Genomic DNA, 26,045 nt, shown 5'->3' with positions numbered 1-26,045 from the left:
CGATGACGATCCGGTCGCCCCCCACCAGCGCCACCCGGTTGCCGCGCCCCACCGGGCGGTCGTTCACCGACGACGGGTTGCCGCCCATATCGACCAGAACAAACTGCCCGCCGTCGAACTCTACCCGCGCCTGCACACGGGAAATATGCCGCTCGGGATCGGGCAGAACCAGTTCGTTGCCCTCCTCCCGTCCGATCGCCCCCCGCGGCTGTCAAAATCGAAGGCCGCCGGGCGGGCAGGCGGGGCGCCGTTGAAGCTGATGACGGAGATGCGCATAGACGTGTGCCCACGGGTCAAGAGAAGATCAAGCGTAGGATTCTGGCACAGCAGCGCTTAAGCTACGCAACGTATTTCATTGGGCTAATTAATGCATTTCCCATCTTTTGCAGAATACCAGACTGCTCGATATCGTGCAGGACAAACGCAAGACTTCAGATCACAACCAGTTGATTCTGCATCCGAATAATTTCAGACGGGCGAAGATTATTGCGCGTTGGCGCGCGAGGATATTTGCCAGTGTCAGCGCTGGCCGGAGGCTACTGAACATGATCCCAGGTTCAGCGCGTTGTCCTGATCACAAGGAAGCAATCCTTCAAGTTCGGCCAAGCGGCTTCTGATGCCTCCACGGCACTTGAACTCTCTCTCCCTGCCCGAATCGCTGGCGACGCGGACCCCCGCCGTGCGGCCACCCCTCTCGCTGTAATCGAACACAGCGTAGTCGAAGCCCTCGTTGCGAAAGAGCACCTCTATTCTGTCGACACCCGCCCGAAAATAATGGGCGTAGCGAAAGACATGACGACCACCATCGGCGCCAGGAAAAGCGAGTTCGACGTGTCCCGCCCTTCCGAAGCGGTACTGGATCTTATCGTTCCCGCTTCCACACAGCGCGACCCAGCGGCCAAGACTTGTCTGGCAGGAAAAATAGATATCTTCCCGTTCGGCGCACAGGCCGCCGGGTGGCTGCGGCGCCGCAGTGGCCACAGAGCCGCTGATCAGGCCCGCACACAAAAGGGTGATAATCTGCTTCATGGTAGATTGGAGCCCGCTGTATTCTGCCCCGCCAGGGCGACATAACGCCGATGGGCATCCCGCAGCTTTGTATCGTATTCGTTCTTCAGATAGCCCGGCCCGTTGTAGGCTTTCGCAAAGCGCGCCCAGTCGTGCTCGCGTAGTGCGGACAGCATGGCCTTGTTGCTCATTACGAAATGGGTGAAAGCCTTCAGATGCTCGGATTCCGACTGGCTCATTGCGAGTACGAACGCCTCAACCGACGTATAACCGGCTGCCTTGAAATTGTCACCCATGATCTGAAAGCGGCCCCATGACGCCGAACGCAATGCTGCCTCAGGCGCAAGCCGATAGGCTTCTTCCAGCTTCGCATATTGGGCAGAGAATTTTCCGTAGCCACCTTGCTTGGCGTTCGAAATGCCTGGATGCTTTGCGTCATACTTGGCAGCCGTATAACGGTGGAAATAATGGCGCTCGAAAAGTATCCGCGGTCGTCCAGACTCGTCGAATGCGTGACCGCTGGTCTCGACCTCGGCGATTGCCTGGATGGCAGCGACATCCACCTTTAGCTGGTCGGCAGCAGCGGCGTAATCGGCTGCACTCAGCCCCCGTTGGGGGTTACGACATTCACGGAACAGGAACTCCAGATCGATGGCATGCGGCTGGCGGCGCTGCTGCCAGGAAACCGGAATCGGATAGTTGTCCGAACTGGCGCAAATGCTGCCGGGGCGGGGCGTGCTGCAGCGGGGGAGCGTGCCGTCATCAATAGACCACAGGTGGCGTGTCCCGCACAGCGGACCGGGGATGCGAAAATTTGCCATCTTGTATTCTCCCTTCAGCGGAAAGCGACACGTGTTGGTCCGTGGGGCTGCCGTACGTCGTGTGCTAGATCCATCACTTATCGAAGCATGATGACGATGTGTCGCCTTATTCAAGATATGTGCAGTCGATCCCTCGAAAAGCCTTCCAAATGACATCGCGTTCATCAAACGAGCAGCTCTCCATTGCGGCACCTGCTCATTTCAAGTATTCCTCGCTGCATGCAGCCGTGGCCCGGTCGGGGGCACATTGGCGACACGCCAGTTTATCTGTTTCCCCGTGGCTGCCTGACCTACCAAACCCGCAATCGCAACTTGGTGCAAGAGTTGATCAATGCCGCTACGAAACTACTGACTTGATCCGCAGCCATCCCAAGCACAGCCTGCTCACCTCGGCGCTGGGCTCATCGAACGAACTCGCGCTCTCCGCCGCCGAACCCATGGGCCTGCGTGACGGCGACGTTTTCCTTCTGCGCGCCGATGACTGGTGGGAATACGTCGAAGAACATGATATGAAGAACCTAATCGGCACGGCCCCTTCGGCGCAAGCCTGTGCTTTATAGCATGCGCGACCTCATTCTCAGCCGCGCCACCGACACCAACGACAATTACACGGCAATGTGCGTCGTGATCATCGATCAGCGCGATGGCGACGAAACGACGGTGATTCTGCCGGGTGGACAACCACTGCAGGTGTCTGATGTGCGCTAATCAGGAGTCGTGGGGCGATCTTCATCTATCTGCCTACCGTCACCAGTAAATAATTTGGACAATCTCTCGATTTCAGAGGAAAAGAAATCATCCAAAGATGGCCATTGATTGATTGGTTCAGCGGAGTCCCGGTTGCACCTAAAAATTTCTTTTGCATTTGGCATGCAATATAAAAGCGAGCCATCCCAATCATAACCACCAAAAAACACAGCATTTGTCGGCGAATTTTTTATTCTTTCGTCAATATTCGGCGTCACCATGCTAAATGGCTGTCTCGACGCATCAACTGTACGAGACGTATTTCTTCTTAGCCCATCAACAGACAACGCTCCCGAGAACAGCTGACATCCATTATGAATTTTATAGAATTCCACAAGATCCCCTGGGATTTGTCTTTGGATAAGACTTTCAATTTCAGATATTTCGGATTCGTTCAAGGATGAGTAAATCACGTGAAAATATGCAGCCGGTGCGACGTGCGGCGTCGGCTGAATAAGAACGTAACTATCGGCAACAACTTTATTGCCGTTTTCTAGGAGTTTTTCGAAAGGGCTATTGGTCATATTAAAGTCCTGCCAAGGTGGCTCTATCAATTAGCGGGCCTGCGGTCGGATTTGCAAAGTGCCCACCATGTTCAGCAATATGCTCTGCCCGACCTCGCACAAACTTGATGTTATTTGGATTGCCAGCCATAGAGTGATTGTTAGCAACATTATTTATATGATGCCCCTCATAACCTTTCACTTTTCCGGTTGAGAGAAGTTCTTTTATTTCTGACTTGCTCCAGCGTCGAGTTCCTTGTCCCGTTTTTTGAATCAAATTTTTTTCCTGCCGCCAAGCTTTTCTGACTGCTCGTCGCCGCGCATTTGAAATTACTTTGGAGCAGGTAAGGCCTAACGGATCAATCCAGGACAAAAGATTACAAGAGTAGCCATATATCGACTCGCCACCTTCAAGCCCAATCGGATCCTGCGAAACGAATCCTCCAATCGCTGCATCAAAATACCGATGTCGGTTGTAGTGCAGCTCCGTCTCGCTATCCGAATACTGCCCCTGCAGGCGGATCGGATTATCCACTCGATTTTCGTGCAGTTGGGCTATGCCACCCCAAGCGGTGTATCCCACTGACCAAACGACGTCACCCTGAGTATCGATCAGCCGGATCGGACAGCCGTTGGGGTCGTTGAGGTAGTGAAGGGCCGGGGCATTGGCGCCGCGGAGTAAGGCCAGCGGTTCGAAGGTGTTCGGACGGCAGACGAATTCCCGCGCTGTGCCGCGGATTGCGTCGAGGGCGAGGGCGTCGCCATCCCAGCCAAAGGTGGTGCGCACGCCAGCGGTTTCTTTCCACAGACGCCGGCCCAGCGGGTCGTAGGCGTAGCGGGTAGTGAGGCGTTGGCCATCGGTGCCGCTGCGGTGGCTGGCGATCAGGCGCTGATTGGCGTCCCAGTCGAGTTCGAGCAGGCCGTCGGTGTCTTGCCGGTGGGTGAGGTTGCCGGCGCGGTTGAAGCGGTAGCGGGTGCCTTCGTGTTCGCCGCTGCGTTGCCAGTCAGCGGCGTTGCCGGCTTGGCTTGCGGCGACGCGGGTAATTAGGCGGTCGCCGGCCGGGTCGTTGAGGAAGCGTTGGATGCGGCCCTGAGGGTCGGTGTGGGCGAGGATGCGGCCTATGGGGTCATAGAGGTAGGTGTCGACGCCAAAGCTGCTGTCTTCCCGGCGCGTGAGGTTGCCGGCAGGGTCGTAGTGGTAGTCGGTGGCAAACAGGGTGTGCTCGCCCGTGTGGGTGTGCTGGCGGGTGAGCAGGCCATCGGCGTTGTAGCGGAAGTCCCGAACGAGGGTGGGGGTGATCGCTTCCTGGCTGAGCCGGCCGAGGGCATCACGGTGATGACGGATGGGCGCGGCGCCGTCCAGCCGGGTTTCGATGCATTGATCGAGCAGGTCGTAAGCGAAGTCCACCCGGTGCGCGGCAGAGGCGGGCTGGGGGCCGCTGCCGGCAAAGCGGGTCTGGCGCTGGACGCGGTTGCCGGCGGCGTCGTAGGCGTTGTCGATGGCGAAACAGTCGCCCGTTGCGTGTTGCTGGGTTTCTTGAAGGAGTTGCCCGACGGCGTCAAAAACCCGTTCGACCTGGACGTGGGCGTTGCCCGTGGCGACGAGGTTGCCGGCGGCGTCGTAGTCAAAGGTTTCGACCCAGGCTGGGCTGCCCTCGGCTTGACCGGGTTGGGGCAGTACCTTTCTGACGATGCGCCCGAGTGGGTCGGTGAGGTAGTCGATGCGCTGGCCGAGGGGGTCGAGGGTGGCCTTGAGGTGGCCGCTGGGGCCGTAGGCGTAGCGATTGCGCTGCCCCCAGTAGTCGATCTCTTCGACGACCCGGCCCAGGGCGTCGCGCTTGAGCTGGTATAGCTCGCCCCGCTGGTTGCGCACGCCCACGAGGCGTTCTTCGGTGTCGTAGAGGTAATCGACCCGATGGCCGTCCGGCTGGATGCGGCGAGCGAGTTCGCCTTGGCCAAAGTATTCGAGACGGGTGACGGCGCCGTTCTCGTCCTGGTAGGCGGTGAGATTGTCTTCGGCGTCGTAGGCGCATTGGATGCGGGCGCCGGACGGGAGCTGGACGGCGGTGAGTCGGCCTTTGGGGTCGTACTGGTAGTGCGTGCGCTGGCCGGCGGGGTCGGCATGGCCGATCAGTTGCCCAAGGGTGTCGAAGGCGTAATGGGTGGTGTGGCCGAGGGCGTTCTCAACGCGCGTCAGATGACCGTGGCTATCGTAGCTGAGGGCGGTACGCGCACCGCGGGGGTTGAGGTGGGTGACGAGTTGCCCGAGCGCGTCGTACTCGTAGCGGCTAACGTGGCCGAGGGGCGTGGTCTGGCTGATTAGCTGACCGCGGGTATTCCAGTCTTGCTGCCATGCGGCGCCGTTGGGGTCGACGATCCGGATGGGCTTGTTGGCGACGTTGAACTCGGTGGCCAGCTGGGTGCCATCGGGGCGTAGCACCTGGAGCAGGTTGCCGCTGTCGTCGTAGTGGTATTCGCTGCGGCGCCCCGCGGGATCGACGACCGCACAGGTACGACCACGGTCGTCATACTCGAAGATGGTGGTGCCACCCAGAGGGTCCAGCTCGTTGATCGGCAAGCCGTTTTCGTCGAGCTTGACGACCGAGACGTGACCGAGGGAGTCGGTGATGCGCCGCTCTCGCACTGGGTCAAGGTACTCGAAGCGGTAGTCGTAGAGGCCGCCGTCACCCCAGGCGTGATCGACCCGCCAATCGCCATCGGGCGCTTTTTGGTAATGGTAATGGAATGAGAGGCCGTTGCGGTCGGTGTGGCGCACCATTCGATGCGCTTCGTAGGCGAAGGCATACGGCTTGCCCAGGGGGTCAATGACGGCGGTGAGATTACCGACGGCGTCGTAGTCGTAGCGGACGAAGCAATGGCGGGTGTCGGTGTCGTCGCGCGCCATCGTCACTTCGCGCAAGCGGCCGCCCTGGCACGTCAGTTCGAGGCGGCGGCCACCCGGCAAGACGATGGCCGTCGGCATGCCATCGCTGCGTTCAAAGCGCATGATGTTGCCAGCGAGGTCGCCGATCCGTTCGAGGGGAAGCTCGTGGATGCCATCGGCGCGGATGATTCGGGCGGCCTTGGCAAAGCTGTAGATCAAGTCGTCCTTGGTACGCACCGCCAGATGGCTGCCGCTGTCGGCCAAGCGGGCGCCGTCCATCAACTCCAGTTCGGCTCCAGCCTCGCCAAATGCGCGGGGCAGCCGCTCAAAATAGAGAGGCCCGACCCCTGCATGGAACATGGCCACCGTGCCAGTAACCGGGTCGATCTCCAGCCGGCCGTCCACTGGTGTCTCCCAGCCCGCGCCGCAGACGCCTTCGCGCCGTTTGTTGGAGGAGTAAGCCCTCAGCCATGTGAGCGGAAGCCGCCCTGGAACAGAGAAATCCTCCTGCTCCACTGACACCGCCCCAGTGAGAATATCCACCGGCTCGGCGCGCAAAATCACGCATTTCAAAAATCCGGGTGAAAGGTGGCCCCATTTGGCTTTGCGCCAATTCTTGAAGCGATCCAGCAGAGCGCCTACCAAGGGCCCCGCTTTCTTGGCCAACGCGCCGAATGCCTTTATCGCACCTTTGGTCATCAGGCCGGACATGCTGATCGTTGGCGGCCCGCCGATCAACACGGTGGCCGGGATCGCGAGGTTGAAGTCGGTTGGCAGCAAACAGGCCTTTTTCGGCTTGCTCTTGACCCGCCCTGGACTGAACATCCCCACCACTTGGCACCCTAGCGTCGGATGGGCGATATGCGAGAAGGGCTCGCCATCCACGAGAACTGTCGAACTGCCCATGAACAGCTCGTCGTCTTTCTCGGGCGGCTTGGCAAACGGACAGGGCGGGATATGCACGACAATGCCCGCGGTGCCAGCGTTTGCACGCTTCATGCCCATTACGGTGGTCGTTGCGCCGATGAAGGGCAGGTAATCGAAGGGGTCGAAAACGAAGGCGATGTGCATCGTGGGCAGCGGCACCGGCGTGCCGGGCGGAACGATGCACAGGTGAATGTCGATACCGAGCTGCGGGTCGCCGTGTTTGGCGGCGGGCATCATGATGGAGACTCCACCGGAGGCGGCGCGGGAATGGCGACCGATCCAATCAACGGCCAGTCGGCGCCAAGCAGGCCGCGCGCGTGGGCGAACGCGCGCTGAAAAGCGGGGTCGGTTTCGGCGAGCAGGTGGGCCAGCCTGTGCTCCGCCTCGTCACTGGCACGCCGATCATCGGCCGCCCAATCGTCCTCGATGCGTTGCGCCGTCTGGCTGTCGATGTGCGCGCCAGCTGCTAACGCGTGCGCTTCGGCTTGCGATTCATGCGAGGCCAAGACCTGATCCAGCTCAGCCTTGTGCCGCGTAATAGCGTCGGCAGACGTGGAATCGAGGGCACGCAGGTAGTCCATCGCGGCAACCGGGAGGGTCGTCATACCTCGCACTTCGGGCCTGAGTTGGGCACCACAAGCAAGCGCCTGCTGAGAACACGCGAGCGCGGCCTCCCGGTCGCCGTTCCGCCCGTGGCAGAAAGCCGCCATGCGTAAGGCCTCAATGGTGAGGATCAGATTCTGGTCGGCCCTGGCACTTGCCGCGGCCTGCCGGTAGCAATCAGCCGCGGCTCTATCGTCGCCCGCCGCCAGCAAAGCCCCCGCCTCACCAAACCATGTTTGCAGGATGAGCTTGTGCCCAGCCGGGTGCCCCGCGGCCTGCACCTGTTCGGCCAGCTGACGGCTGGCCCCGTAGATTGCTACGGCTTCGTCGAAGCGCGCGGCCTTCACAAGCGCACCGCCCACCAGCAGCCGCACGACGATTTCTTGATCCGTCCACTTTTGCTGCTGGACAAAGGCCAGCGCATCCCGCGCTTTGGATTTGACCTGATCGACGGAGCCTTTCTCGACCAACGCGATCAGTGCAGTCAATTGATTGCGGAAGACCCCGGCCGGCCCGGCAACAGGCTCTTGGGCGAAGGTTTCCTGCGCCACGTCGAAACTGTCGAGCTGCAGTTCGCGCACGGCAATGCGTTCGCCCTTCTCATCCGAAACGCTAGCGAGGAGCGGCGCATCCGTGGCATCGATTACCACCAGTCGCAGACGCTCGGCAAAATTTGCGTTGGCGGCGCGGCGTAACCAGCTTACAAATGCGGGCTTATCTGCTCCACTTACCGGCTGGAGCACCGCCGCAAATACGCCAATACGCTTTGCGTAGTGGCTAGCGAACGAACCTAAGGCCGCGACAAGGCCTTCAGGAGAATCCGGGAAGTCGGCAGGACTAAACGCCCAATCGGTTGCTTCACCTTGATGGCTCAAGTCTTCAAGGCTGGCAGCGTATTGTTCGGCAAACGCCGATTTTAGATCCCGCGAATACTGGATGCCGTGTCCAAATGGCACATCGAATACGACGAAAAAATCACCTGTCGCGTATGCAGTCGGATGTTTCTGGCTCTCAAAAAAGGCGGCCATGAGCTGTGCCGCACTGGCTGGGGACTGCCACACCAACAGCGGCTTACGTGACTCGTTACGGTATGCAAGCCAATCACGGCCGATATATGCCAGCCTCTTCTCGACCGGGTTAAGCATTGGCCTTCCCTCAACCGTTGAGACTGATCTTTGGGCCGGCTACCGCCACGCCCGCATCATTGATGGTGATCGACGAGGCACCATAGCTCAGGGTGATGCTGCTGGGCTTGATCGCAACCGTCGATCCGCCAACCGAAAAGGTGATGGAAGTGGGCGATGTGTAACTCGCCGCTCCAGTGATGGTGTGGTCACGAGTGCCCTGGATGGCGACGGTCTCATTTCCCTGGATGCTGACATCCCGGTTCTTGGTGACAGCCACCGTTTCATTGCCTTCAACCGCGCGAGTCCGATCTTTCTTTACAGTAAGCGTCTCATTGCCATCCACCGTTTCGGTCCGATCATTGTGAATGGTGATCGTTTCGTTATGTCCTACGGTTTCCGTTCTGTCGTGCCCCACATCGGTGGTTTCGTCGTTCTCGACCACGTTGTCCTGATTCTTCTCGGCGTGGATGTAGAGCTGCTCGGCACCCTTCTTGTCTTCGAAGCGGATTTCGTTGAAGTTGCCCACACCGCCGCCCTTGGTCGATCGGGTCTTGATGCCGGTCTGGGTCATGTTGTCGGGCAGCGCGTAGGGGGGCATCTGGTCGGCGTTATAGACGCGGCCAGTGATGATCGGGCGATCCGGGTCGCCTTCGAGGAATTCGACGATGACCTCCTGGCCGATGCGCGGGATGGCGATCATGCCCCAGTTCTGCCCGGCCCACGGGTGGGAAACGCGAATCCAGCAGGAACTGTTCTGGTCCTTCTTTCCGTAGCGGTCCCAGTGGAACTGGACCTTCACGCGGCCGTATTTGTCGGTATAAATCTCGTCGCCGGCCGGGCCGACGACAATGGCGGTCTGTGGGCCCTGGACGATGGGCTTGGGGGTAAGGCGCGGCGGGTGGAAGATCTGCGCTGACGGGATGGCACGAAAGCGCAGGCTGATGAGTTCGGTGGTGACCAATTCGGACTCAAGCGGGCTCTCCTCGACCCGATAGTCGGCGAGGGTGATGAGGTATTCCTGATTCTGGTCAATGCGCGGGTGTTCAAGCAGCTTGAAAACCCCCCCGGTGGCTAACCCGGCCGCGTTGCCCTCGCCGTTGAAGTGGTCGAACTGATGACGCATCTCCTCGATGCGCACCGCGGCGACACGCTGGCCTTCACCGCGCTCCTCGTATTCGCCAGGATAGTCGAAGATATCGAAGGCCGCCTGGTGCTGGTGCTTGAGCGGACGCGCCGGGCCGGCGTCGGCCTGCATGTCGGCTCGAGGCTTCTCGAAGTTGAAATCGCGCTGAATGAAGCGGGTGGGCTGGATCTCTGCGCCGTGGGACCACTCGCGTATACCCTCGTCGACGCGGGCGTGAGAGGCTTCGGGTTCGCGGAACGGCACCTCGTCGTAGTGGTCGGCGGCAACATGAGCCTTGAGGCTGTCGGCGATGATGAGAGTGTGCTTGCCGTTCTGGTGGCGGAAGAAGAAGTGCATGCCTTCCTGTTCCATCAGCCGGGCAAGGAAGTTGAAGTCGCTCTCACGATACTGAACGCAGTAATCCCAGGTGGTGTAGCTGGCGGTGAGGTGAAACTCGAAGTCGGCGTAGGGGTGATCGGCGAACACGGCTTCGATGATCTGCCGGATGGACTTGTCCTGGAAGATCTTGCAGTCGCTGGTTCGGGTAAGCAGCCAAGTCCAGGGGCGAACAACGATGAGATATTGGTGATGGCGGTTGTGCTGCCCTACCTGGTAGAACCCGACGGCCAGCCCGTTGAATTCGCGGGTGCTTCCGTGGGGCGTGGTGACAGCCACCGAGATAGGGTGGCCGAGGAGTTCGTCAGCCTGGATGTCACCGCGACGAGACAGCACCGTAATACGGTACTCGCCGTTGCGCGAGAGTCCGTCACTACCTTCAAGCCGGCTGAATTCCAGCAGAGGGCCCAGAGGGGTAGCGATTTTGACGAGCCGGTCGACTTTCATTGCGAACATCGAATCCTCCGCTGGCACGCGTGCCTTGCTTTTCGAATCATAGCCCGAGCAGAGCCGTGTCAGCGCACTGATTCATGACGGACGCGTCCGGCTGGGACGCTGCCTGGGTGACGATGATCAGGCCATTCACTGGAGCCCCTCCTTCGGTACGCAGCACCGCAGGATCAATGCTTAGCACATGGAACCCTGCCCCTTCGAGACAGTCACGCACGTAGGGCGCCGTGTGGGCATAGCGGCCGTGAGGATTGAGAATGTGGCCAGACGATGCAGTGTCGCCGGCGTCCTCCACCGAGAAGGCAAACACCCCTTGCGGCCGCAGAGCCTGCCTCGCAGCAGCACTCACGGTCTCGAGCGGGCCGAAGTAGCACAATGTGTCGGCGGACAGGATCACGTCGTAGGCGCCGGCTTCGTCGGGCATGCGCAGGAACTCACTCAACTCAATGCGATATAGCTGGTCGTAGCAGCCCTTGCCTTCGGCGCGGTGGAGCATGCCCACTGACAGGTCGACGCCCACCAGGCGCGCGGCCCATGGCACCACCAGCGGGCCGCACAGCCCGGTGCCGCAACCGGCATCGAGGATGTCTAGCTGCTTGGCCGGCGCGGGCAGGTAGCGGCCGAGCGCCTCGGCGACCAGCTCGGGCGCCCGGTAGCGCAGGCGCACCTTAAGCTGCTCCTCGAAGCTCTCGGCGAAGCGGTCGAAGGTGTCGACGATGTAGTCGTTGTCGGCCCGCTCAGGCACGTCGCAGCCCGAGCAGGCGGCGTACATGTGACGGGCGGTGGGGTCGTCCGGCTGCTGCTCGAGCCACTGGCGAAACACCTCGGCCGCCTCGGCGAGTTGTCCGGTGGAGTAGTAGGCCAGCCCGAGTAGCTTATGTCCGTCGGGGTGCTCGGGCATCAGGGTAATCGACTTGCAGTAGTACTGCACCGCGGCCTTGATGTCATCGCGGGCGGCATAGAGCATGCCGAGGTTGTTGTAGGCGCGAAAATGCTTCGGGTCGAGCTCGACTGCCAGCAGGTATTCAGCCTCAGCGGCTTCTGACGCTTCAGTAACCCGGTGGAGCACGCCAAGGTTGTTGTGGAAGTCAGCGCGCCGCGGGTCAAGCGCGATGGCCTTCCGGTAGCTGTCAGCGGCAGCCTCGACCCAGCCCAGCGCGGTGCACACGTTTCCCAGGTTGTTGTGGAAATCGGCGAATTCGGGCTCGCACTCGATGGCGCGCTGTAGCAACTCGACGGCTTCGTCCGCGCGCCCGCGCTGGAAACGTAACAGCCCGAGGTAATGCAACGCGTCTGGATGCTCAGGCGCAAGAACAAGCACGCGACGGTACAGGGTTTCGGCAGCGTCGAGTTGCCGCTTGTGCTGAAGCGAAATGGCGTAGCGGATGGCCTCGTCGAGGCTTAGTTCGCTGGAGGGCGCGGTGTCGGGCTGAGGGGTCTGGGCCTTCATCATGGCGGGCACGCGGGAGCTTACTCAGGTTTGAGAATGATCCCAGGGTGGTACATCTTTGAACCCTTGAATTTGGTGAGATCCTGACCGCGGTTGTTCCTGGCGAAGGAGCAATGTACCCAGCCAGAGGTCGGGATGCCGGGCAGGAAGTTTTCAAGGATCAGTTGATCGTAATCAAGCGTGTTCGAAATCCAGATCGCCAGGTCATACACCGAGTGGCCGCTTACGTGGAAATCGACCGCTTCGCCCTTTACGTGCTGTGAAGCAGAACTGCCACCCACGGCTTTGTTGACGTCCGGACTACGATAACCGCTATGAATGATGACAGGACGCTCGTAGTGCGCCCTCACCGGTTCAAGAATCTGCGAGCAAAGAGAACGCAGGTTGTCGAGCACCTGCGGTGATGCGGGCTGATTCAGAAGACCTGAGGACGTCGTCGTCATTTCCCGGAGGGTGAAGTGTTTGGAGAGTCGATCAGTGTTGGAGGCCATGTTTGCATCCTTGCTCAGGGATGTTTGTCGGGCGTACAGCGGGTGTAGCTCAGGGTCTTGCCATTGCGCAGTTGAAGCACCGCGTGTTCCGGCGCTGAGATGACGAAATGCAGCGCAAATTTGTCCGGCGTCCTGGCCAGCGGATGGCGCCGGCCCATGTCGGCAGTCACGCTTCCGTCACTCAGGCGATACGTCACGGTGGGATACCGGAACAGCACCGGCGTACCGTCGGCGTCGAGGCGGATGACGGCGGTAACCGCTGCAAAGGACAACTCAGGCCGGACGCAGCCTGTGCGGGTGCGCGCCCAGTCGCCGAGCAGCGGATTCGGGACGTCCGCGCGAGCCGCGCCCGCGATGCAGGTGGCCAGTACACAGGCGGCAAGGCTGGGTAGATGCAACATGGCACTGTCCCACTGATCAGTCGAAGCTGTACTGGAAATCGTTGTCCGCGACGCCCACGTGCACGCGCTCGATCACTTGGCCTTCTAGCGTGCGCCGCAGGAACTCCTCGCTGATGCGCGGCAGCATGGTGTTGGTGAGAATCGCGTCGATCATCCGCCCGCCACTTTCAAGTTCGGTACACCGGCTGGCAATGAGCTTGATGACTGCATCGTCGAAGGTGAAAGGCACCCGGTGGTTCTCGCGCACGCGCCCGGCGATGCGGCCCAGTTGCAGGTGAGCGATGGCGCCGATCATTTCGTCGTTGAGCGGGTAATAGGGAATCACCACCAGCCGCCCCAGCAGCGCTGGAGGAAAGACTTTGAGCAACGGTTCCCGGAGCGCCTTGGCCATGCCTTCGGCGTCGGGCATCAGGTCCGGATCCTTGCACAGGCTGGTGATGAGTTCGGTGCCGGCGTTGGTGGTGAGCAGGATCAAGGTATTCTTGAAGTTGATGACGCGCCCTTCGCCGTCTTCCATCCAGCCTTTGTCGAAGACCTGGAAGAATATCTCGTGTACATCCGGGTGGGCTTTCTCGACTTCGTCGAGAAGCACCACGCTGTAGGGCCGACGCCTTACCGCCTCGGTGAGCACGCCACCCTCGCCGTAGCCGACGTAGCCCGGCGGAGCGCCCTTGAGCGTGGAGACGGTGTGCGCCTCCTGGTATTCGCTCATGTTGATGGTGATGACGTTTTGCTCGCCGCCGTAGAGCGCCTCGGCCAGCGCCAGTGCGGTCTCGGTCTTGCCGACGCCGGAGGTGCCGGCAAGCAAGAACACGCCGATTGGTTTGCTGGGATTGTCGAGGCCAGCGCGGGAGGTCTGGATGCGCCGGGCGATCATTTCCATTGCGTGATCCTGGCCGATGATACGCCGGGCGAGAATTTTGGGCAGATTGAGCACCGTTTCGATCTCGTTGCGCGCCATCCGGCCAACCGGGATGCCGGTCCAGTCGGCAACAACGCTGGCCACCACCTGATGATCGACGGTGGGCAGGATCAACGGGTGCTCGCCCTGCAGGTCGACGAGTTCGGCCTGCACCGCATGTAGGCGGGCCAGCAGCGCGTCGCGGTCGAACGGCGCCTCGGCGGCACTATCCGCTGGAAGCGTATCGGCCGGCGCCGGCTGCGCTTCGGCAGCCGCCGCCTCCATCGTGCTCCCGGTACCCTCAACGGACTGCAAGCTGCCACGCAGCTTGCCACGCAGAGCAAGGAGTTCATCCACCAGCGCCTTTTCCATCGTCCAGCGAGCGTCGAGTTCGGCGAGGCGGGCCACCTCGGATGCCAGCGCTTCGCTGGCGGAGGCTTCGCGCTCAGCCACGTCGAGGCCGATGTCCTTTTCGCGGCCGATGATCTCCAGCTCGGTTTCGAGCCCTGCGATGCGCTTTCGGCTGTCATCCACTTCGGCAGGGGTGGCATGCAGGCTCACCGCGACCCGTGCGCTGGCGGTGTCGAGCAGGCTCACTGCCTTGTCGGGCAGCTGGCGGGCGGGAATGTAACGGTGCGAGAGCTTGACCGCCGATTCGAGCGCTTCGTCGAGAATCTGCACCTTGTGGTGGTTTTCCATCGTCGTGGCGACGCCACGCATCATCAAGAGTGCCTTGGCCTCGCTTGGTTCATCCACCTGGATCGACTGGAAACGGCGGGTCAGCGCCGGGTCTTTTTCGATGTATTTCTTGTATTCGGCGAAGGTGGTGGCACCGATGGTGCGCAGCGTGCCGCGGGCCAGGGCCGGCTTGAGCAAGTTGGCCGCGTCACCGGTGCCCGCCGCGCCGCCTGCGCCGACAAGGGTGTGGGTTTCGTCGATGAACAGGATGATCGGCTTGGGGCTGGCCTGGACTTCGTCGATCACCGCGCGCAGCCGCTGCTCGAACTCACCCTTCATGCTCGCGCCAGCCTGCAGTAAACCCACGTCAAGGGCGCGTAACTGAACGTCCTTTAGGCTCGGCGGCACGTCGCCGCGGGCGATGCGCTGGGCGAAACCTTCGACTACCGCCGTTTTTCCAACACCGGCTTCGCCGATCAGGATCGGATTGTTCTGGCGTCGCCGCATCAGGATGTCGACAACCTGGCGTATTTCTTCGTCGCGGCCAACAATCGGGTCCATTTTCCCGGCTCGGGCCTGCTCGGTGAGATCGGTGGTGAAGCGTTTCAGGGCTTCCTGTTTGCCCAGTTCGGCAGGCGGAATCGCGCCGCTGGCCTCGCCGGGTGCTGCGCCGGAGCCATCGCTGGCGGCCAGTGCTGCTTCGGGCGACCCAACCACGATCTTCTCGAAGTCTGCGGTAAGCGTATCGCCACGGATGCGTTCGAACTGGCGCGAGATCGCCATAAGCGCATTTCGCAGGCTGGGCGTCTTGAGCGCACCTACAATCAGGTGGCCGGTGCGCACATGGCTTTCGCGGTACATGAGCGAGCCGTACACCCAGCCACGCTCGACGGCGTTCTCGACGGCCTCAGAGAGATCGGAGATCGACGTGGCGCCCCGTGGCAGGCGGTCAAGCGAGGCGGTGATGTCGCCAGCGAGTTTTCCCGTGTCCAGTTCGAAGTGGCGGATAATCCGATGCAGATCGGAATCCTGCGTCTGCAGGATCTGTTGAATCCAGTGCACCAATTCGACATACGGATTGCCGCGGAGCTTGCAGAAGACCGTGGCGCCCTCGATGGACTTGTAGCCCAGGCTGTTGAGTTTGCCAAAAAGTGCGACCCGGCTGATCTCGCTCATGTTCGTGTCACCGTGTGGTTTCGGAAGAATGTGGGGGGTTTGCGACGTGGCGCTTGAGGGCTCGGTCCACGTCGAGGATCAGATCGGCGGCCGGTGCATCGCTGCGCCGCCGGCCAAGCCAGCTGGTGTAGCCGAGTCGATTGCCGCGGCCCAGGCGCAGCGGTGGCACGCTGAGCGTTTTCAGCACGAGTTGCGCGTCCCAGGTGTATTCGAGGCCGGCGTAGTTGCGCACCGCCGCCTGCAACTGGGCGATGCCGGCGCCGCCAGGCAACAGGTTGCAGTAGTCAATGAGGTCAGTGGGGCCAAGGCGCAGGCGGAACTTGTGCTGACGATCCCACACTCGCTTGCCGAGCAAGGTGTTGCGGCCGAGGGTGCAGCACGCGGTCCCAAGGCGCGAGCGGTCGCGATCGCGCACCGGCATCCAGTGGCCGACGAACTGCTCGACCTCGACCGGAACCCGGAAAAAGCCGCCGACAAGCTGGCCGAGCCCTTCGGCGTTGCGCACCTGGCGGTTGAGTAGCGCGGCGTGGTGGAGCTTGACGAAATCCGGCAGCGCATCGCGCCGACGCACGCCTGGTAGGCCAATGCCCGCCAGCGCGCCGACGTAATCGCCGAAACGATCCTCCGTCGGACGGTCGAGGCTGACGCAGGGTTGGGCTTGCGCCCATGCGCGGTAGAACAGGCTCAGAAAGCGGTGGTGGATGATGTCCGCGAAGCGGGCGAAGGCCGGGTCGCCGGCCTGCAACTGGCGACCGTAGGCATATTCGGTCAGATGCAGCGGTAGCGGGCCGTTGGGGCCGAACAGGCCGAAGAAGCGGACTTCGAGCCATGGCGGGCGGCCCTCTTCGCCAGGAACGATCCGCGCCAGCGTGGACGGCGCAAAACCAAGGGATGGTTCCTGACCTAGCCGCACCGGTTCGTCGGCTGGCCGGGCGGCCGTGCCGATGCGCGGCAGGGTTGGACTCAGGCATTCGATGCGACGCAGCGCCTGATGAAAATCCCACGACCACGGCTCGCTGCCGATGGCAGCGAGGAGCCCGTCGATACCGGGCCTCAGAGGATGGGTCGAAGTCCGCATCGCGCCGGCCAATGCATGATCTCGCCGCGCGCAACGGTGCGCAGCACGGTTTCAGTGAAGCTGTTGATGCTTACATGGCGAGCCAGGAAGTGTTCCAGCACACTGCCAAGCAGAAAGGCGCTGCCGCCTTCGAAGAACATCTCGTCCATTTCGAGCACTACCTCCAGCCCACGCCCGAAGCACAGCGGCCCGGGCATTGGCAGGCGGGTGATGACGGATTCACAGCGGATCGAGCGCAAGCCGTCCACCTGCTTTCGCATGCCCACCTCTGCGGAGCTAGCATATAACCCGAGCAGCTCGCGCAGCGCGGCGGCGCCCTGGCGCGCATCGGTGTCGAGCAGCGACAGATAGTTGAGCGACAGCTGGCTGATGAAACTCCACGCCTGTGCGCCCTCGGCCACCGCCGAATAGGGCCGCGACGGTCCCTTCACGCAGCGGATCGCCTCAACCGGTGCGGCCACTTCCAACGAGAAGTCGCTGGAAGTGGCTCCGGTCGGCATGATGATCGGCAGGTCGCGGTTGGTGCATCTGGCCAGCAGCGAGAGCTGGCGCAGGTCGGAGCGGTAGGGCGCCTCGCTGGGATCGACGAGGGAAAGGAAGACTTCACTGCCGATGTAACTGGTGCGGGCCCCGACCCGCTGCTGGCGCTCGGAATACAGGCGGGGCTCGCGACGCAACGAATAGTAGCCGTGGGGGTGAGAATCGGCCCCGTAGTAGTCTGCGTAAAAGGGCTCGAAGCGTTGCTGGCTGTCGACGCTCGAGCCATAGCCGGTGACTTCCCGCAGATCGTAGATTTCAAAGTCCATTGGTCGCGTGCGGTCGGGCACCAAATGGAACTCGCTGGTGCTGTCGCTCACCTGGATGCGGTCGATACGTTTTTCGAAGAGGTTGATCGCCGGCGTGCAATTGAGCAGGAAGTTCGAGCGGTCTACGACCGTTTCGAGGCCCGCCTCGCCCCGTCCGAACAGCACCACGAGTTCCATCTCGGGCGTATCGTTTGTGGCCACCATTGCTGCCAACCCGCTCAGTTCGAGAAACAGGTAGCGCTGTGGAAAAGAGAAATACTCCTGCAGGAGCCGATAGCCGCTGAAATTGCGCGCGCTCGCAGGCAACAGCGCTTCGTCGTCAGCGAAGCCCGGCTGGCTTACTGTCTCGCGAGGCAGGAAGCCGAAGCGCGCCCGACTCCGTTCGCCCGCGGCTTGCAGAACACCGAGGCATGCGCTGCCGATCAGTTCGTGGAGCTTAAAGGCGACATCCTCGGAGCCACCCAGATAAAAGCTCAGTGCATTGATACGGGTCTGCGCGAAATTGAGCCCGGCCGTACAGCGTAGGCGCAGCCGAATACCCCCCTTGCAGGTGCCTCGTAACGGCAGGCCAGCCAGCGGCAGATCCGGCGCAAAGGAAAAATAACTAGCCTCGACCAGCTCGACGGGCCACAGGGTGAGCGGGTGGGAAGTGCAGAATTGACTCGGGCTAAAATCGTTCTTACCCGGCGCGCCACGGATCGCTGTGCCCCTCGGCACCACGCTGCCCGTAGCGAGATTAGTGTCAGCGAGTATCGGCTGAAACTGGGCGATCAACATCGCTGGCGTCGGTGCCATGTAGTGCGGGTAAAGCATCTCCAGCAAGCGCTGGGAGAAGCGTGGGAACTCGGCGTCGAGCTTGAGCTGCACACGCGCAGCGAGGAAAGCGGTACCCTCAAGCAGGCGCTCGACGTACGGATCGTGAACCTCAATGCCCTCCATCCCGAGGCGGCCAGCGATTTTGGGAAATGCCTTTGCGAACTCGGCGCCCATCTCGCGTAGGTGCTGAAGTTCGCGGTTGTAGTGTCGGAGCAGCCGTGGGTCCATAGTGATTGGGTCAACTGAGGACTTCGGCTAGCGCAACCTGCCCGGTTTCCAGATCCACCTCCGTTCGCAGCAGGAGTTCGAGGGGCACCGGCTGGGCCCACACCTGGGCAGAAATTTTCACGCTGACGACGTTGTGCCAGCCGAGCATGTTGTCGTTGTCGACCGCCTCGACCTGTAGAGTGTTGGCGAGGATGCGCGGTTCGAAGCGCAGGATCACGGTGCGGATCGAACCTTCGAGACCATGCACGTCGAGGGTCGAGGCGGTCCCGCCAGCAAAGGCGGGCATACCGTAGTTGAGCACAGAACGCTCGACTTCCGGGTAGGCTGAGAGATCCTCGCTGGCGCCGAGTCTCACCGTGTTCATTAGCGAGGTCAGATCGCGCAGTACCGCCGTACGCAGCTCGCTCTTGGTGAGCACCCGTGCCTCCTGTGTCATGAAACGGTCGAACAGCGTGGGCTGCAGACGGTCGCTCGGTGTCGGTTCCGTCATGGACTTACTCCCCGGCTGTAGCAGGCGAAAAGATCAACTCGCGGGTGTCCATCAGTGGAAAATCGCCAATGTCGGTCGTGAAAACACGCTGCCCCAGGCCACAGAAAACGCCTGCAGGGCGCTCGACCCATTCGGTCTTGCGGGCCAGTCGGACGAGTGGATCGGCGTCGAACTCTGACCTCGGATATCGGGTCGGGATGACGCCGACGGTTTCTCCACCATTGGAGAACTCGAAGTGCGCCGGCATCCACACCGCATCGCGCAGGTCTTGCGGCGGCTCGATGACGATCCGCGCGATATAGACGAATGGCAGCCAGTAATAGCGGCCATTGATGACCGCTTCGCAGATGGGGCCGAGCCGCATGTCTGCATCGGCGATCCACGCGAAGGCCTTGCCGTCAATGCTGCCAGCACTGGTTGGCGCCTCGTCAAACGCCCGCTGACGCAGCGACTCGGCACCGTCGGCATTGCCCTGCCCAGCGGTGAGCAGCGATTCGATCAAGAGCGCGAGCCAGTTTTCGGGCTGACCGAAAATCACCGGCGACCGCCTGCCGGCAAACACCTCCGCGCGCAGCAATTCGCAACGCAGGGTCTCACGGTACATCTGCGCCATCGCGAGCACCGCAGCATCGAGGTCGGCAGCGACATTAAGTTGGGTAAGCGCTCGCTCCCACTGACCAAGCACCGCCAACAACTGGAACAGGAAGACGCGCAGTGCTGCGTCGCCAGGGCGGGCCCGGACGCCGGCCTGCAGAAAGCCGAGCGCCTCATCGACGTCGCCGTTGCTCAAGGCTTGTTCGGCAGCTTGGACTGGGTTCATGGAAAGGGATCCAGAAAGGTGGCGCCGCGCGCACGCGGCGTGTGACGACACCGCGTCGTGACGAAAACTAGAAAACTAGGCTTTGAGGTTGATCTCGGTTTCGAAAGTCATCGTGCCACGCCCACCCCCTGTCTTGCCCTGAGGCACATACTCGACAGACACCTTCTGGAAGCTCAGCGCCAGTTCCTCGGTGAGCACCGACGAGTTGCCTCCTTCGCCGCCGCCTACGCGATGGTGGGTAAGGCGCCCCTTCTCGATGGTGATTGTGAAGTACTCCAGCGCATCCGCACCGCCAGCCTTGCGCACGGTGAGGACGGCTTTTTTGATCAGCTCGTTGTTGCGTAACGCCGACATCAGCGCGGTGGTCGCGCTATCCACCTGTTTAACGATGTGCAGTTGATCGAACGCCGTGCGGGCAACCGCGTTACCAAACGCATCTGACGGGCTGTCCATCCCCCACGACCACGACACCACGTCGATCTCGCCAGCGTGCCGCGGGTCCGCCGTCTCGCCCTTGATCGGCCCCTGCTTCGCGCCGTCAATCTTCAAAAACATGTCGCGCAAGGCCATGGTGCTAACCCTTCAGGATACGAATCCAAACCGCAAATATGACTTACTCGGAACGCGGAATCGATACTCCAGACCCCACAGCGCGTGCCGGAGAAAACCGCATCGCTAGCCAAGCGAAAGGCGCTGGTCACCATCAACCGGCGCCCCCCACAGATGCCATCAGCCGCCCGCGGCGTTCTGCGCGATGTCCCAAGCAGCGATCTTCGCGCCGCCTTCCTTGCCGCCCTTGGCACTTTGCGGCTGGTATTCGAACTTGAACTCGGCGAAGTTGAGTGTCACGTTTTCAGTCAGGCGATCTTCTCCGCCGCTGCCACCAGTGGTCACCGAAGTTACGATCACTTCCTTCATGGTGATCTTGATGTATTCAAGAGGATCCTTGCCGGCCTTGCGCACCGTGAGGAGGGCTTCGTCGTAGTGCTCGCCAGAGCAGCAGCCGAGGATCAATGCGTTGCTCGAGCTATCCACGTATTTGGTGAAGGAGAGATCCTGGACGCTGACCTTGCCACTTCCGCCGCCGCCACCGACATGGGTGGTGCCACTCTGCGACAAGCCCCAACTCCAGGCCAGCACATCGATTTCTTTCTTATGAGTCTTATCGGTCGACTCACCTTCAATCGTCTTGATCTTCATGAACATATCGACAGCCATTTTCGTCTCCTAGAGAGTTGAACCACGTGCTACCCGACGACCAGTTGGCCGGTCGCACCTTTCACCTTTGCAATCACCGGCGACTCTGCCTGAGTGCAGGAGCGCCTGGCACACCTTACCCGGCTTTCTGGGAAGGCAGTTTCGAAACGAGCCGCAGCGAGACCGTGAGGCCTTCAAGCTGATAGTGCGGCCGCAGGAAGAACTTCGATGAGTAGTAACCAGGGTTACCCTCGATCTCCTCGACAACGACTTCGGCCGCAGCCAAGGGCCGACGTGCCTTGGTCTGCTCGGTTGAGTGAGCAGGATCGCCGTCCACATAATTCATGATCCAGTTTTGGAGCCAGCGCTCCATGTCGGGACGCTCCTTAAAGGAGCCAACCTTGTCCCGCACAATGCATTTTAGATAATGCGCAAAGCGGCAGCAAGCAAAGAGATAGGGCAGGCGCGCGGCCAGATTGGCATTCGCTGTGGCGTCTGGATCGTCGTATTCGGCGGGTTTTTGCAGCGACTGCGCGCCGATAAAGGCGGCGAAGTCCGAGTTCTTGCGGTGGATCAGCGGCATGAAGCCACTCTTCGCAAGTTCGGCCTCGCGACGGTCGCTGATCGCGATTTCGGTTGGGCATTTCATGTCCACACCGCCGTCGTCCGTCGGGAAGGAATGCACCGGTAGGTTCTGCACCGCGCCGCCCGATTCGACACCGCGGATGCGCGAACACCAGCCGAACTCCTTGAACGAGCGATTGATGTTCACCGCCATCGCGTAGGCTGCATTAGCCCAAGTGTATTTGCGGTGATCGGCTGCCCCGGTGTCTTCTTCGAAATCAAAATCGTCAACAGGGCTGGTGCGTGCGCCGTAAGGTAGGCGCGACAGGAAACGCGGCATCGCCAGCCCGATGTAGCGGGCGTCGTCAGACTCACGCAGTGAGCGCCAGGCGGCGTATTCGGGAGTTGAGAATATCTTGGTGAGATCCCGCGGATTGGCGAGTTCCTGCCATGAATCCATCTGCATCACGGTGGGCGACACACCGGCGATGAAGGGAGTGTGGGCAGCCGCAGAAATCTTGGCCATCTCGCCAAGCAAACCGACATCCTGCGGTGAGTGGTCGAAATAATAATCGCCGACGAGACAGCCGAAAGGTTCACCGCCAAACTGGCCGTATTCCTCTTCGTACACCTTCTTGAACAGCGGGCTCTGATCCCACGCCGTACCCTTGAAGCGCTTGAGCGTCTTGCCCAGATCGTCTTTGGAGATGTTCATGACCCGCACCTTCAGGGTCTCGTCGGATTCGGTGTTGCTGACGAGATAATGCAGGCCGCGCCACGCGCCTTCGAGCTTCTGGAACTTGTCGTTGTGCAGGATCAGGTTGATCTGCTCTGAGAGCTTTTTGTCGAGTTCGGCGATGATCGCCTCGATCGATTTCACCACATCCTCGTCGATCAGCCGGGTTTGGGAGAGCGCTTGTTGCGCGAGGGTCTGGACTGCTCGACTGACTTCCTCGCGGGCTTCGTCCGACTTCGGCTTGAATTCCTTCTGGAGCAGGGAAGCGAAGTCGCTACCCTCGACCGTTACCGCGCTGCCGAGTCCTTCGGCTTGGGTTTGTTGATCGGACATTCGAAAAACCTCCAGTGCATGCATGCGCCCCTGGCGGGGCAAACGGCTTCGTTCGATGGAAATTGGCGAGGGGATCACCTCAACCGGTTGCCTCATCTTTCGGCTTGGGCGCTGCGGCCAACGATTGGAGCAGGGCCGGATCGTTGAGCACCTTGAGGATCAGTTCCTCGGCGCCGCTCTTGCCATCCATGTAGGTGATGAGGTTGGAGAGTTGCTGACGGGCGGTTAGGAGTTTGTTAAGCGCGTCGACCTTACGGGCCACGGCGGCCGGCGAAAAATCGTCCATAGAATCGAAGGTCAGTTCGACGTTGAGGTTGCCCTCACCGGTCAGCGTATTGGGTACCTGAAAGGCGACGCGGGGCTTCATGGCCTTCATGCGGCTGTCGAAGTTGTCCACATCGATGTCGAGGAACTTGCGATCGGTGACCGGCGCCAGTGGATCGGCCGGCATGCCTGAGAGATCGGACATCACCCCCATCACGAACGGAAGTTGGATCTTTTTCTCGGCCCCGTAAAGCTCCACGTCGTACTCGATCTGAACGCGGGGTGCCCGGTTGCGGGCTATGAATTTTTGACTACTGCCTGACATTTTGGCCTCCGAGAGACGGATACGTTTGAATCCCCGGATACTGCATCCGGAGTGCTGCCTTCGCTATTCTTCCTCGTCCTTGTTCAACTTCTCGCCGACCACCGTTTCCGCCTGGATAAGGCCGTCAGGTGCGACGTCCTGCATCAGTTCGAGAAAAGACATGTTCATCATCCTCTGCGCCCGGCGCAACACCAACTGAACCGGGTTGGTAGGTTCGCTCCGGGAAAGATAATCGCATAAACGACCGAGTGTTTGTATAACGTCCTGGCGGGAGCGGATTTCGCCGGCGACTACCGTGCTCGGTCGCCCGGCAGCGGTGGCCGCGACCGCTTCCATCGCATCGTTTGAGGCCGAGGCAGTCTCTGCTAGAGGCGCCGACAGACCGATCGCCTGAACGACGCTGGAGAGCGTGGTTTCCAGCATTTTCAGATTAGGAGCATACGATTCGCCTACCCGCTCGCCGATGATGCGGCCAATTTTTTTCGCTCCGGCCAAGGCTTCGGAAGCGAGCCCGGGGAGGTTAGGGTTTTCTTTGACGGCAGCGGCGATCAGGCCCGCCAGCTGCGCTTCAGTCAGCTTGGTGCCATCTGCGCCAGGTGACAGACGCCCTTGGGCGATTTCGATCTCCCGCACCGTAAGCTGGCCGAGACTGCGCGAGCGGAGCACGAAGCTGGAACGCAGATCGGCGATGCCGGCTTCAAGGGACGACAGCGGCAGAAGCGCATTGATGCGCATCGTCGGATCGTTGTCCTCGTCGGCCTCAAGCTCAGGATGAACACTGTCCCAGTAGTCTTCGAGCAGTCGATTGATCAGCGCCAAGCCATCGGCGATGGCGACAAAGCCGGTGTTATGGAGCAGTGCCCGGGTAAGGTACACGGCCACTCGCAGATCCTTGCTACGGCCAAGGAGCGCTTCGGCGAGGGACTGCACCACGCCCCAATTGACGTTTGATCCCTGGATCAGGATCGCGTCGCCACCGTCCTTCCGGAATTCCTCGCTGCGCTTCTCACGCGACGCCTCCTCGAGGCTCAGGAAATCGAGGTCATCCTCAAGATTGGGGCCGCACGGGCAGTCGTCGGAAATCGGTTCCAACCAAATCTCTATCGTCATGCTTGCCTCGTCTTGAAGATGGAGCCGGACAGCGTGCGGTTACTCAATTTCACTCTAGTCTCCAGTCATCGGGTCGGGAGACGCTCACCGCGCCGGGCCAGCTGCAGGAGCGCACACCACCATCTCGCCGACCATCATGCCGACGCAGCGTTGGCTGGGCGCGACGCCCTGAAAGCGGTCGACTGCCGCCTGCCCAACCCGCGTTTCGGTGATGACACCCTTGCGTAGCTGTGCGGCGACGTTTTCGTTGGAGAAACCACTTTCCAACTGCTCCTTGCGAACCTGGTTGAGAATTTCGGCGACGGCCGTTTGAACTGCATCATATGCCGACGAATCTTCGATCTTGACCCCGTTGACAACCACTGCCCGGATTGCATTCTTTGGAATGTCAATCGGGAATACCAGATAGCGCTTGATCGGGCCGACGGCGTCTTCACCCGGCTGGAGATTGGTGCCGAGATAGACCGGCACCTGCCCGCTGCTGCCTTCCTTGTTGAAGGGATCGACCGCGATGGTCTGCAGCAAGCTGTTGCTGGTCTGGCCCGCGACAGCACCGAAACTAACCGAGATGGGCACATCAAGAGTTCCGAAGCTGTACCCAGACGTGTTCGGTTCGGAGATCACGAAGATTGACGGCAGGACCACGTAATCCTTGTCCTCGGCGCGGGTCGGACCGGTGGCGATGTTGCGTCCGTCGCCAAAAGCCGTCGCAGCGACGTGAGTCTGGATCTTGCCACCTCCGCCATTGATCGCCCGGGCGATAAGCATCACGCTATCCGCATCGATCGACGGCTTCCTGACGGACGTCACCGGATCGATACTTCCGGGCGCTACGGTGATGGTGTCCGAAGCAATCGCGACGATGGTCTTGGGCTGATTCGTGCCCTGCCTCTCGTCGGCCTTGGTAATTGCCGAGATACCACCCTGGATCTGGTTCGTTCCGTCGTGCGTCACAGTCCGGTTGGCACCTGTGGCCTTCGAAAAGACGGAGAGCAGGTCGCCTAGGCGCGTGGTACTGCGGGAGGGATCGCTCATCGCGACGGAGGCGTCAGCAGACAGGTCGATGGATCCTTTTCCGGTGGCATTCAGCAAGAGCGTCACGCTCGGACCAGTCAAAATCCGGGCGCCGGCCTGCTGGTAGATGCTGGCGCCGTAAATGGTCAACTTGTTCGGCACGCCGATGGCATTCTGCACCGAAACGTTCGACACCGCACTCGATCCCATCACTGCATCAGAGATGATCTCAAGGGAACCGCTTCCAGTGATGGACAGGTTGCCGAGCGGAATCGCGTTTGGGCTCCGGATTCTGGAGGTGGTATTCGTCAGCGCCATGCTGCCGGAAACCTCAATCTCGTCGGCAAAGAGTTGCGTATCCCCTGTTTCCAGGGTCACAGCGAGCTTGCCATGGTCACTGGCAATCACAGTCGTTCCGCCGGTCACCACCAAGGGCGCGCGGAACAGGTTGGCGCCGGTGGAGAGGTCAATTCCGTTACTGCCCGCATCGACGGTGGCGGTGCCGGTCACGGCCAGCGCACCAGTCTGGCTGACCGGGCCGGCGGCGGTGGCGTTGAGGTTGCCGCCGATGGAGCTGG

At 61.1% G+C, this 26,045-nt stretch carries 23 protein-coding genes; 2 read left to right on the top strand and 21 right to left on the bottom strand.

Annotated elements, in window-relative coordinates; translation table 11 throughout:
- The 3 genes from Q0672_RS23525 to Q0672_RS14510 all read right to left on the bottom strand — a co-directional run.
- Window positions 1-196 (bottom strand): FHA domain-containing protein (locus Q0672_RS23525; RefSeq protein ID WP_367179965.1); only part of this gene is annotated, 196 nt, incomplete at its 3' end.
- Window positions 197-519: 323 nt separating this feature from the next.
- Entirely contained in the window at window positions 520-1,029 is a 510-nt protein-coding gene (locus Q0672_RS14515; RefSeq protein ID WP_298623219.1) for a hypothetical protein, read from the bottom strand.
- Window positions 1,026-1,829 (bottom strand): N-acetylmuramidase family protein, encoded by an 804-nt coding sequence (locus Q0672_RS14510; protein ID WP_298623217.1) that lies wholly within the window; start codon window positions 1,827-1,829, stop codon window positions 1,026-1,028. Before Q0672_RS14510 ends, Q0672_RS14515 begins: the two co-directional genes overlap by 4 nt.
- Window positions 1,830-1,978: 149 nt before the next feature.
- Between Q0672_RS14510 and Q0672_RS14505 the strand changes: the two genes are divergently transcribed.
- Window positions 1,979-2,389 carry a hypothetical protein gene (locus Q0672_RS14505; protein WP_298623215.1) on the top strand — a complete coding sequence of 137 codons (411 nt, stop codon included), beginning with the start codon at window positions 1,979-1,981 and terminating at the stop codon, window positions 2,387-2,389.
- Between the two features lies 1 nt (window position 2,390).
- On the top strand, window positions 2,391-2,537 hold the full coding sequence (locus Q0672_RS14500) for a hypothetical protein (protein ID WP_298623212.1): 147 nt from the start codon (window positions 2,391-2,393) through the stop codon (window positions 2,535-2,537).
- Here the strand turns inward: Q0672_RS14500 and Q0672_RS14495 are convergent.
- From Q0672_RS14495 to Q0672_RS14410, 18 genes are all read right to left on the bottom strand, one after another.
- Window positions 2,534-3,100 (bottom strand): SMI1/KNR4 family protein, encoded by a 567-nt coding sequence (locus tag Q0672_RS14495; protein ID WP_298623209.1) that lies wholly within the window; start codon window positions 3,098-3,100, stop codon window positions 2,534-2,536. The two genes, Q0672_RS14500 and Q0672_RS14495, sit on opposite strands and share 4 nt — an antisense overlap.
- A 1-nt stretch (window position 3,101) precedes the next feature.
- Window positions 3,102-7,127 (bottom strand): RHS repeat-associated core domain-containing protein, encoded by a 4,026-nt coding sequence (locus Q0672_RS14490; RefSeq protein ID WP_298623206.1) that lies wholly within the window; start codon window positions 7,125-7,127, stop codon window positions 3,102-3,104.
- Window positions 7,124-8,521 (bottom strand): hypothetical protein, encoded by a 1,398-nt coding sequence (locus Q0672_RS14485; protein ID WP_298623204.1) that lies wholly within the window; start codon window positions 8,519-8,521, stop codon window positions 7,124-7,126. Before Q0672_RS14485 ends, Q0672_RS14490 begins: the two co-directional genes overlap by 4 nt.
- Before the next feature lie 127 nt (window positions 8,522-8,648).
- Complete coding sequence (locus Q0672_RS14480) at window positions 8,649-10,613, bottom strand: type VI secretion system Vgr family protein (protein WP_298623202.1); 1,965 nt, start codon at window positions 10,611-10,613, stop codon at window positions 8,649-8,651.
- 19 nt (window positions 10,614-10,632) lie between these two features.
- Window positions 10,633-12,042 (bottom strand): tetratricopeptide repeat protein, encoded by a 1,410-nt coding sequence (locus tag Q0672_RS14475; protein ID WP_298623200.1) that lies wholly within the window; start codon window positions 12,040-12,042, stop codon window positions 10,633-10,635.
- A gap of 17 nt (window positions 12,043-12,059) precedes the next feature.
- Complete coding sequence (locus Q0672_RS14470) at window positions 12,060-12,530, bottom strand: D-Ala-D-Ala carboxypeptidase family metallohydrolase (protein WP_298623198.1); 471 nt, start codon at window positions 12,528-12,530, stop codon at window positions 12,060-12,062.
- A gap of 14 nt (window positions 12,531-12,544) precedes the next feature.
- A complete protein-coding gene (locus tag Q0672_RS14465) occupies window positions 12,545-12,931 on the bottom strand; it encodes a hypothetical protein (protein WP_153163313.1) in 387 nt (128 codons plus the stop codon).
- Window positions 12,932-12,947: 16 nt separating this feature from the next.
- Entirely contained in the window at window positions 12,948-15,686 is a 2,739-nt protein-coding gene (gene tssH / locus Q0672_RS14460; protein WP_298623195.1) for a type VI secretion system ATPase TssH, read from the bottom strand.
- 7 nt (window positions 15,687-15,693) lie between these two features.
- On the bottom strand, window positions 15,694-16,764 hold the full coding sequence (gene tssG, locus Q0672_RS14455) for a type VI secretion system baseplate subunit TssG (protein WP_153163315.1): 1,071 nt from the start codon (window positions 16,762-16,764) through the stop codon (window positions 15,694-15,696).
- Window positions 16,740-18,560 carry a type VI secretion system baseplate subunit TssF gene (gene tssF / locus Q0672_RS14450; protein WP_298623193.1) on the bottom strand — a complete coding sequence of 607 codons (1,821 nt, stop codon included), beginning with the start codon at window positions 18,558-18,560 and terminating at the stop codon, window positions 16,740-16,742. The genes tssG and tssF overlap by 25 nt, the downstream gene beginning before the upstream one ends.
- 64 nt (window positions 18,561-18,624) lie before the next feature.
- The gene (gene tssE / locus Q0672_RS14445) at window positions 18,625-19,104 is read right to left on the bottom strand and encodes a type VI secretion system baseplate subunit TssE (protein ID WP_153163317.1); all 480 of its coding nucleotides are present in this window, start codon (window positions 19,102-19,104) and stop codon (window positions 18,625-18,627) included.
- Between the two features lie 4 nt (window positions 19,105-19,108).
- Window positions 19,109-19,924 carry a type VI secretion system accessory protein TagJ gene (locus Q0672_RS14440; RefSeq protein ID WP_153163318.1) on the bottom strand — a complete coding sequence of 272 codons (816 nt, stop codon included), beginning with the start codon at window positions 19,922-19,924 and terminating at the stop codon, window positions 19,109-19,111.
- 75 nt (window positions 19,925-19,999) lie between these two features.
- Complete coding sequence (locus tag Q0672_RS14435) at window positions 20,000-20,494, bottom strand: type VI secretion system tube protein Hcp (protein ID WP_153163319.1); 495 nt, start codon at window positions 20,492-20,494, stop codon at window positions 20,000-20,002.
- Between the two features lie 159 nt (window positions 20,495-20,653).
- Window positions 20,654-21,142, bottom strand: coding sequence for a type VI secretion system tube protein Hcp (locus tag Q0672_RS14430; RefSeq protein WP_153163320.1), 489 nt, complete (start codon window positions 21,140-21,142; stop codon window positions 20,654-20,656).
- Window positions 21,143-21,257: 115 nt separating this feature from the next.
- Complete coding sequence (gene tssC, locus Q0672_RS14425; protein ID WP_153163321.1) at window positions 21,258-22,754, bottom strand: type VI secretion system contractile sheath large subunit; 1,497 nt, start codon at window positions 22,752-22,754, stop codon at window positions 21,258-21,260.
- A gap of 79 nt (window positions 22,755-22,833) precedes the next feature.
- The gene (gene tssB / locus Q0672_RS14420; protein ID WP_153163322.1) at window positions 22,834-23,343 is read right to left on the bottom strand and encodes a type VI secretion system contractile sheath small subunit; all 510 of its coding nucleotides are present in this window, start codon (window positions 23,341-23,343) and stop codon (window positions 22,834-22,836) included.
- Between the two features lie 63 nt (window positions 23,344-23,406).
- A complete protein-coding gene (tssA, locus tag Q0672_RS14415; protein ID WP_298623188.1) occupies window positions 23,407-24,453 on the bottom strand; it encodes a type VI secretion system protein TssA in 1,047 nt (348 codons plus the stop codon).
- 84 nt (window positions 24,454-24,537) lie between these two features.
- Window positions 24,538-26,045, bottom strand: a 1,508-nt coding sequence (locus Q0672_RS14410; protein ID WP_298623186.1) for a hypothetical protein, incomplete at its 5' end; no start/stop codon positions are given.

The organism is uncultured Zoogloea sp. (assembly GCF_937894855.1).
GTDB classification, from domain to species: Bacteria; Pseudomonadota; Gammaproteobacteria; order Burkholderiales; family Rhodocyclaceae; genus Zoogloea; species Zoogloea oryzae.
The sequence above is the reverse complement of the archived record's forward strand: the minus strand, read 5'-3'. Positions and strand labels throughout refer to the sequence as shown.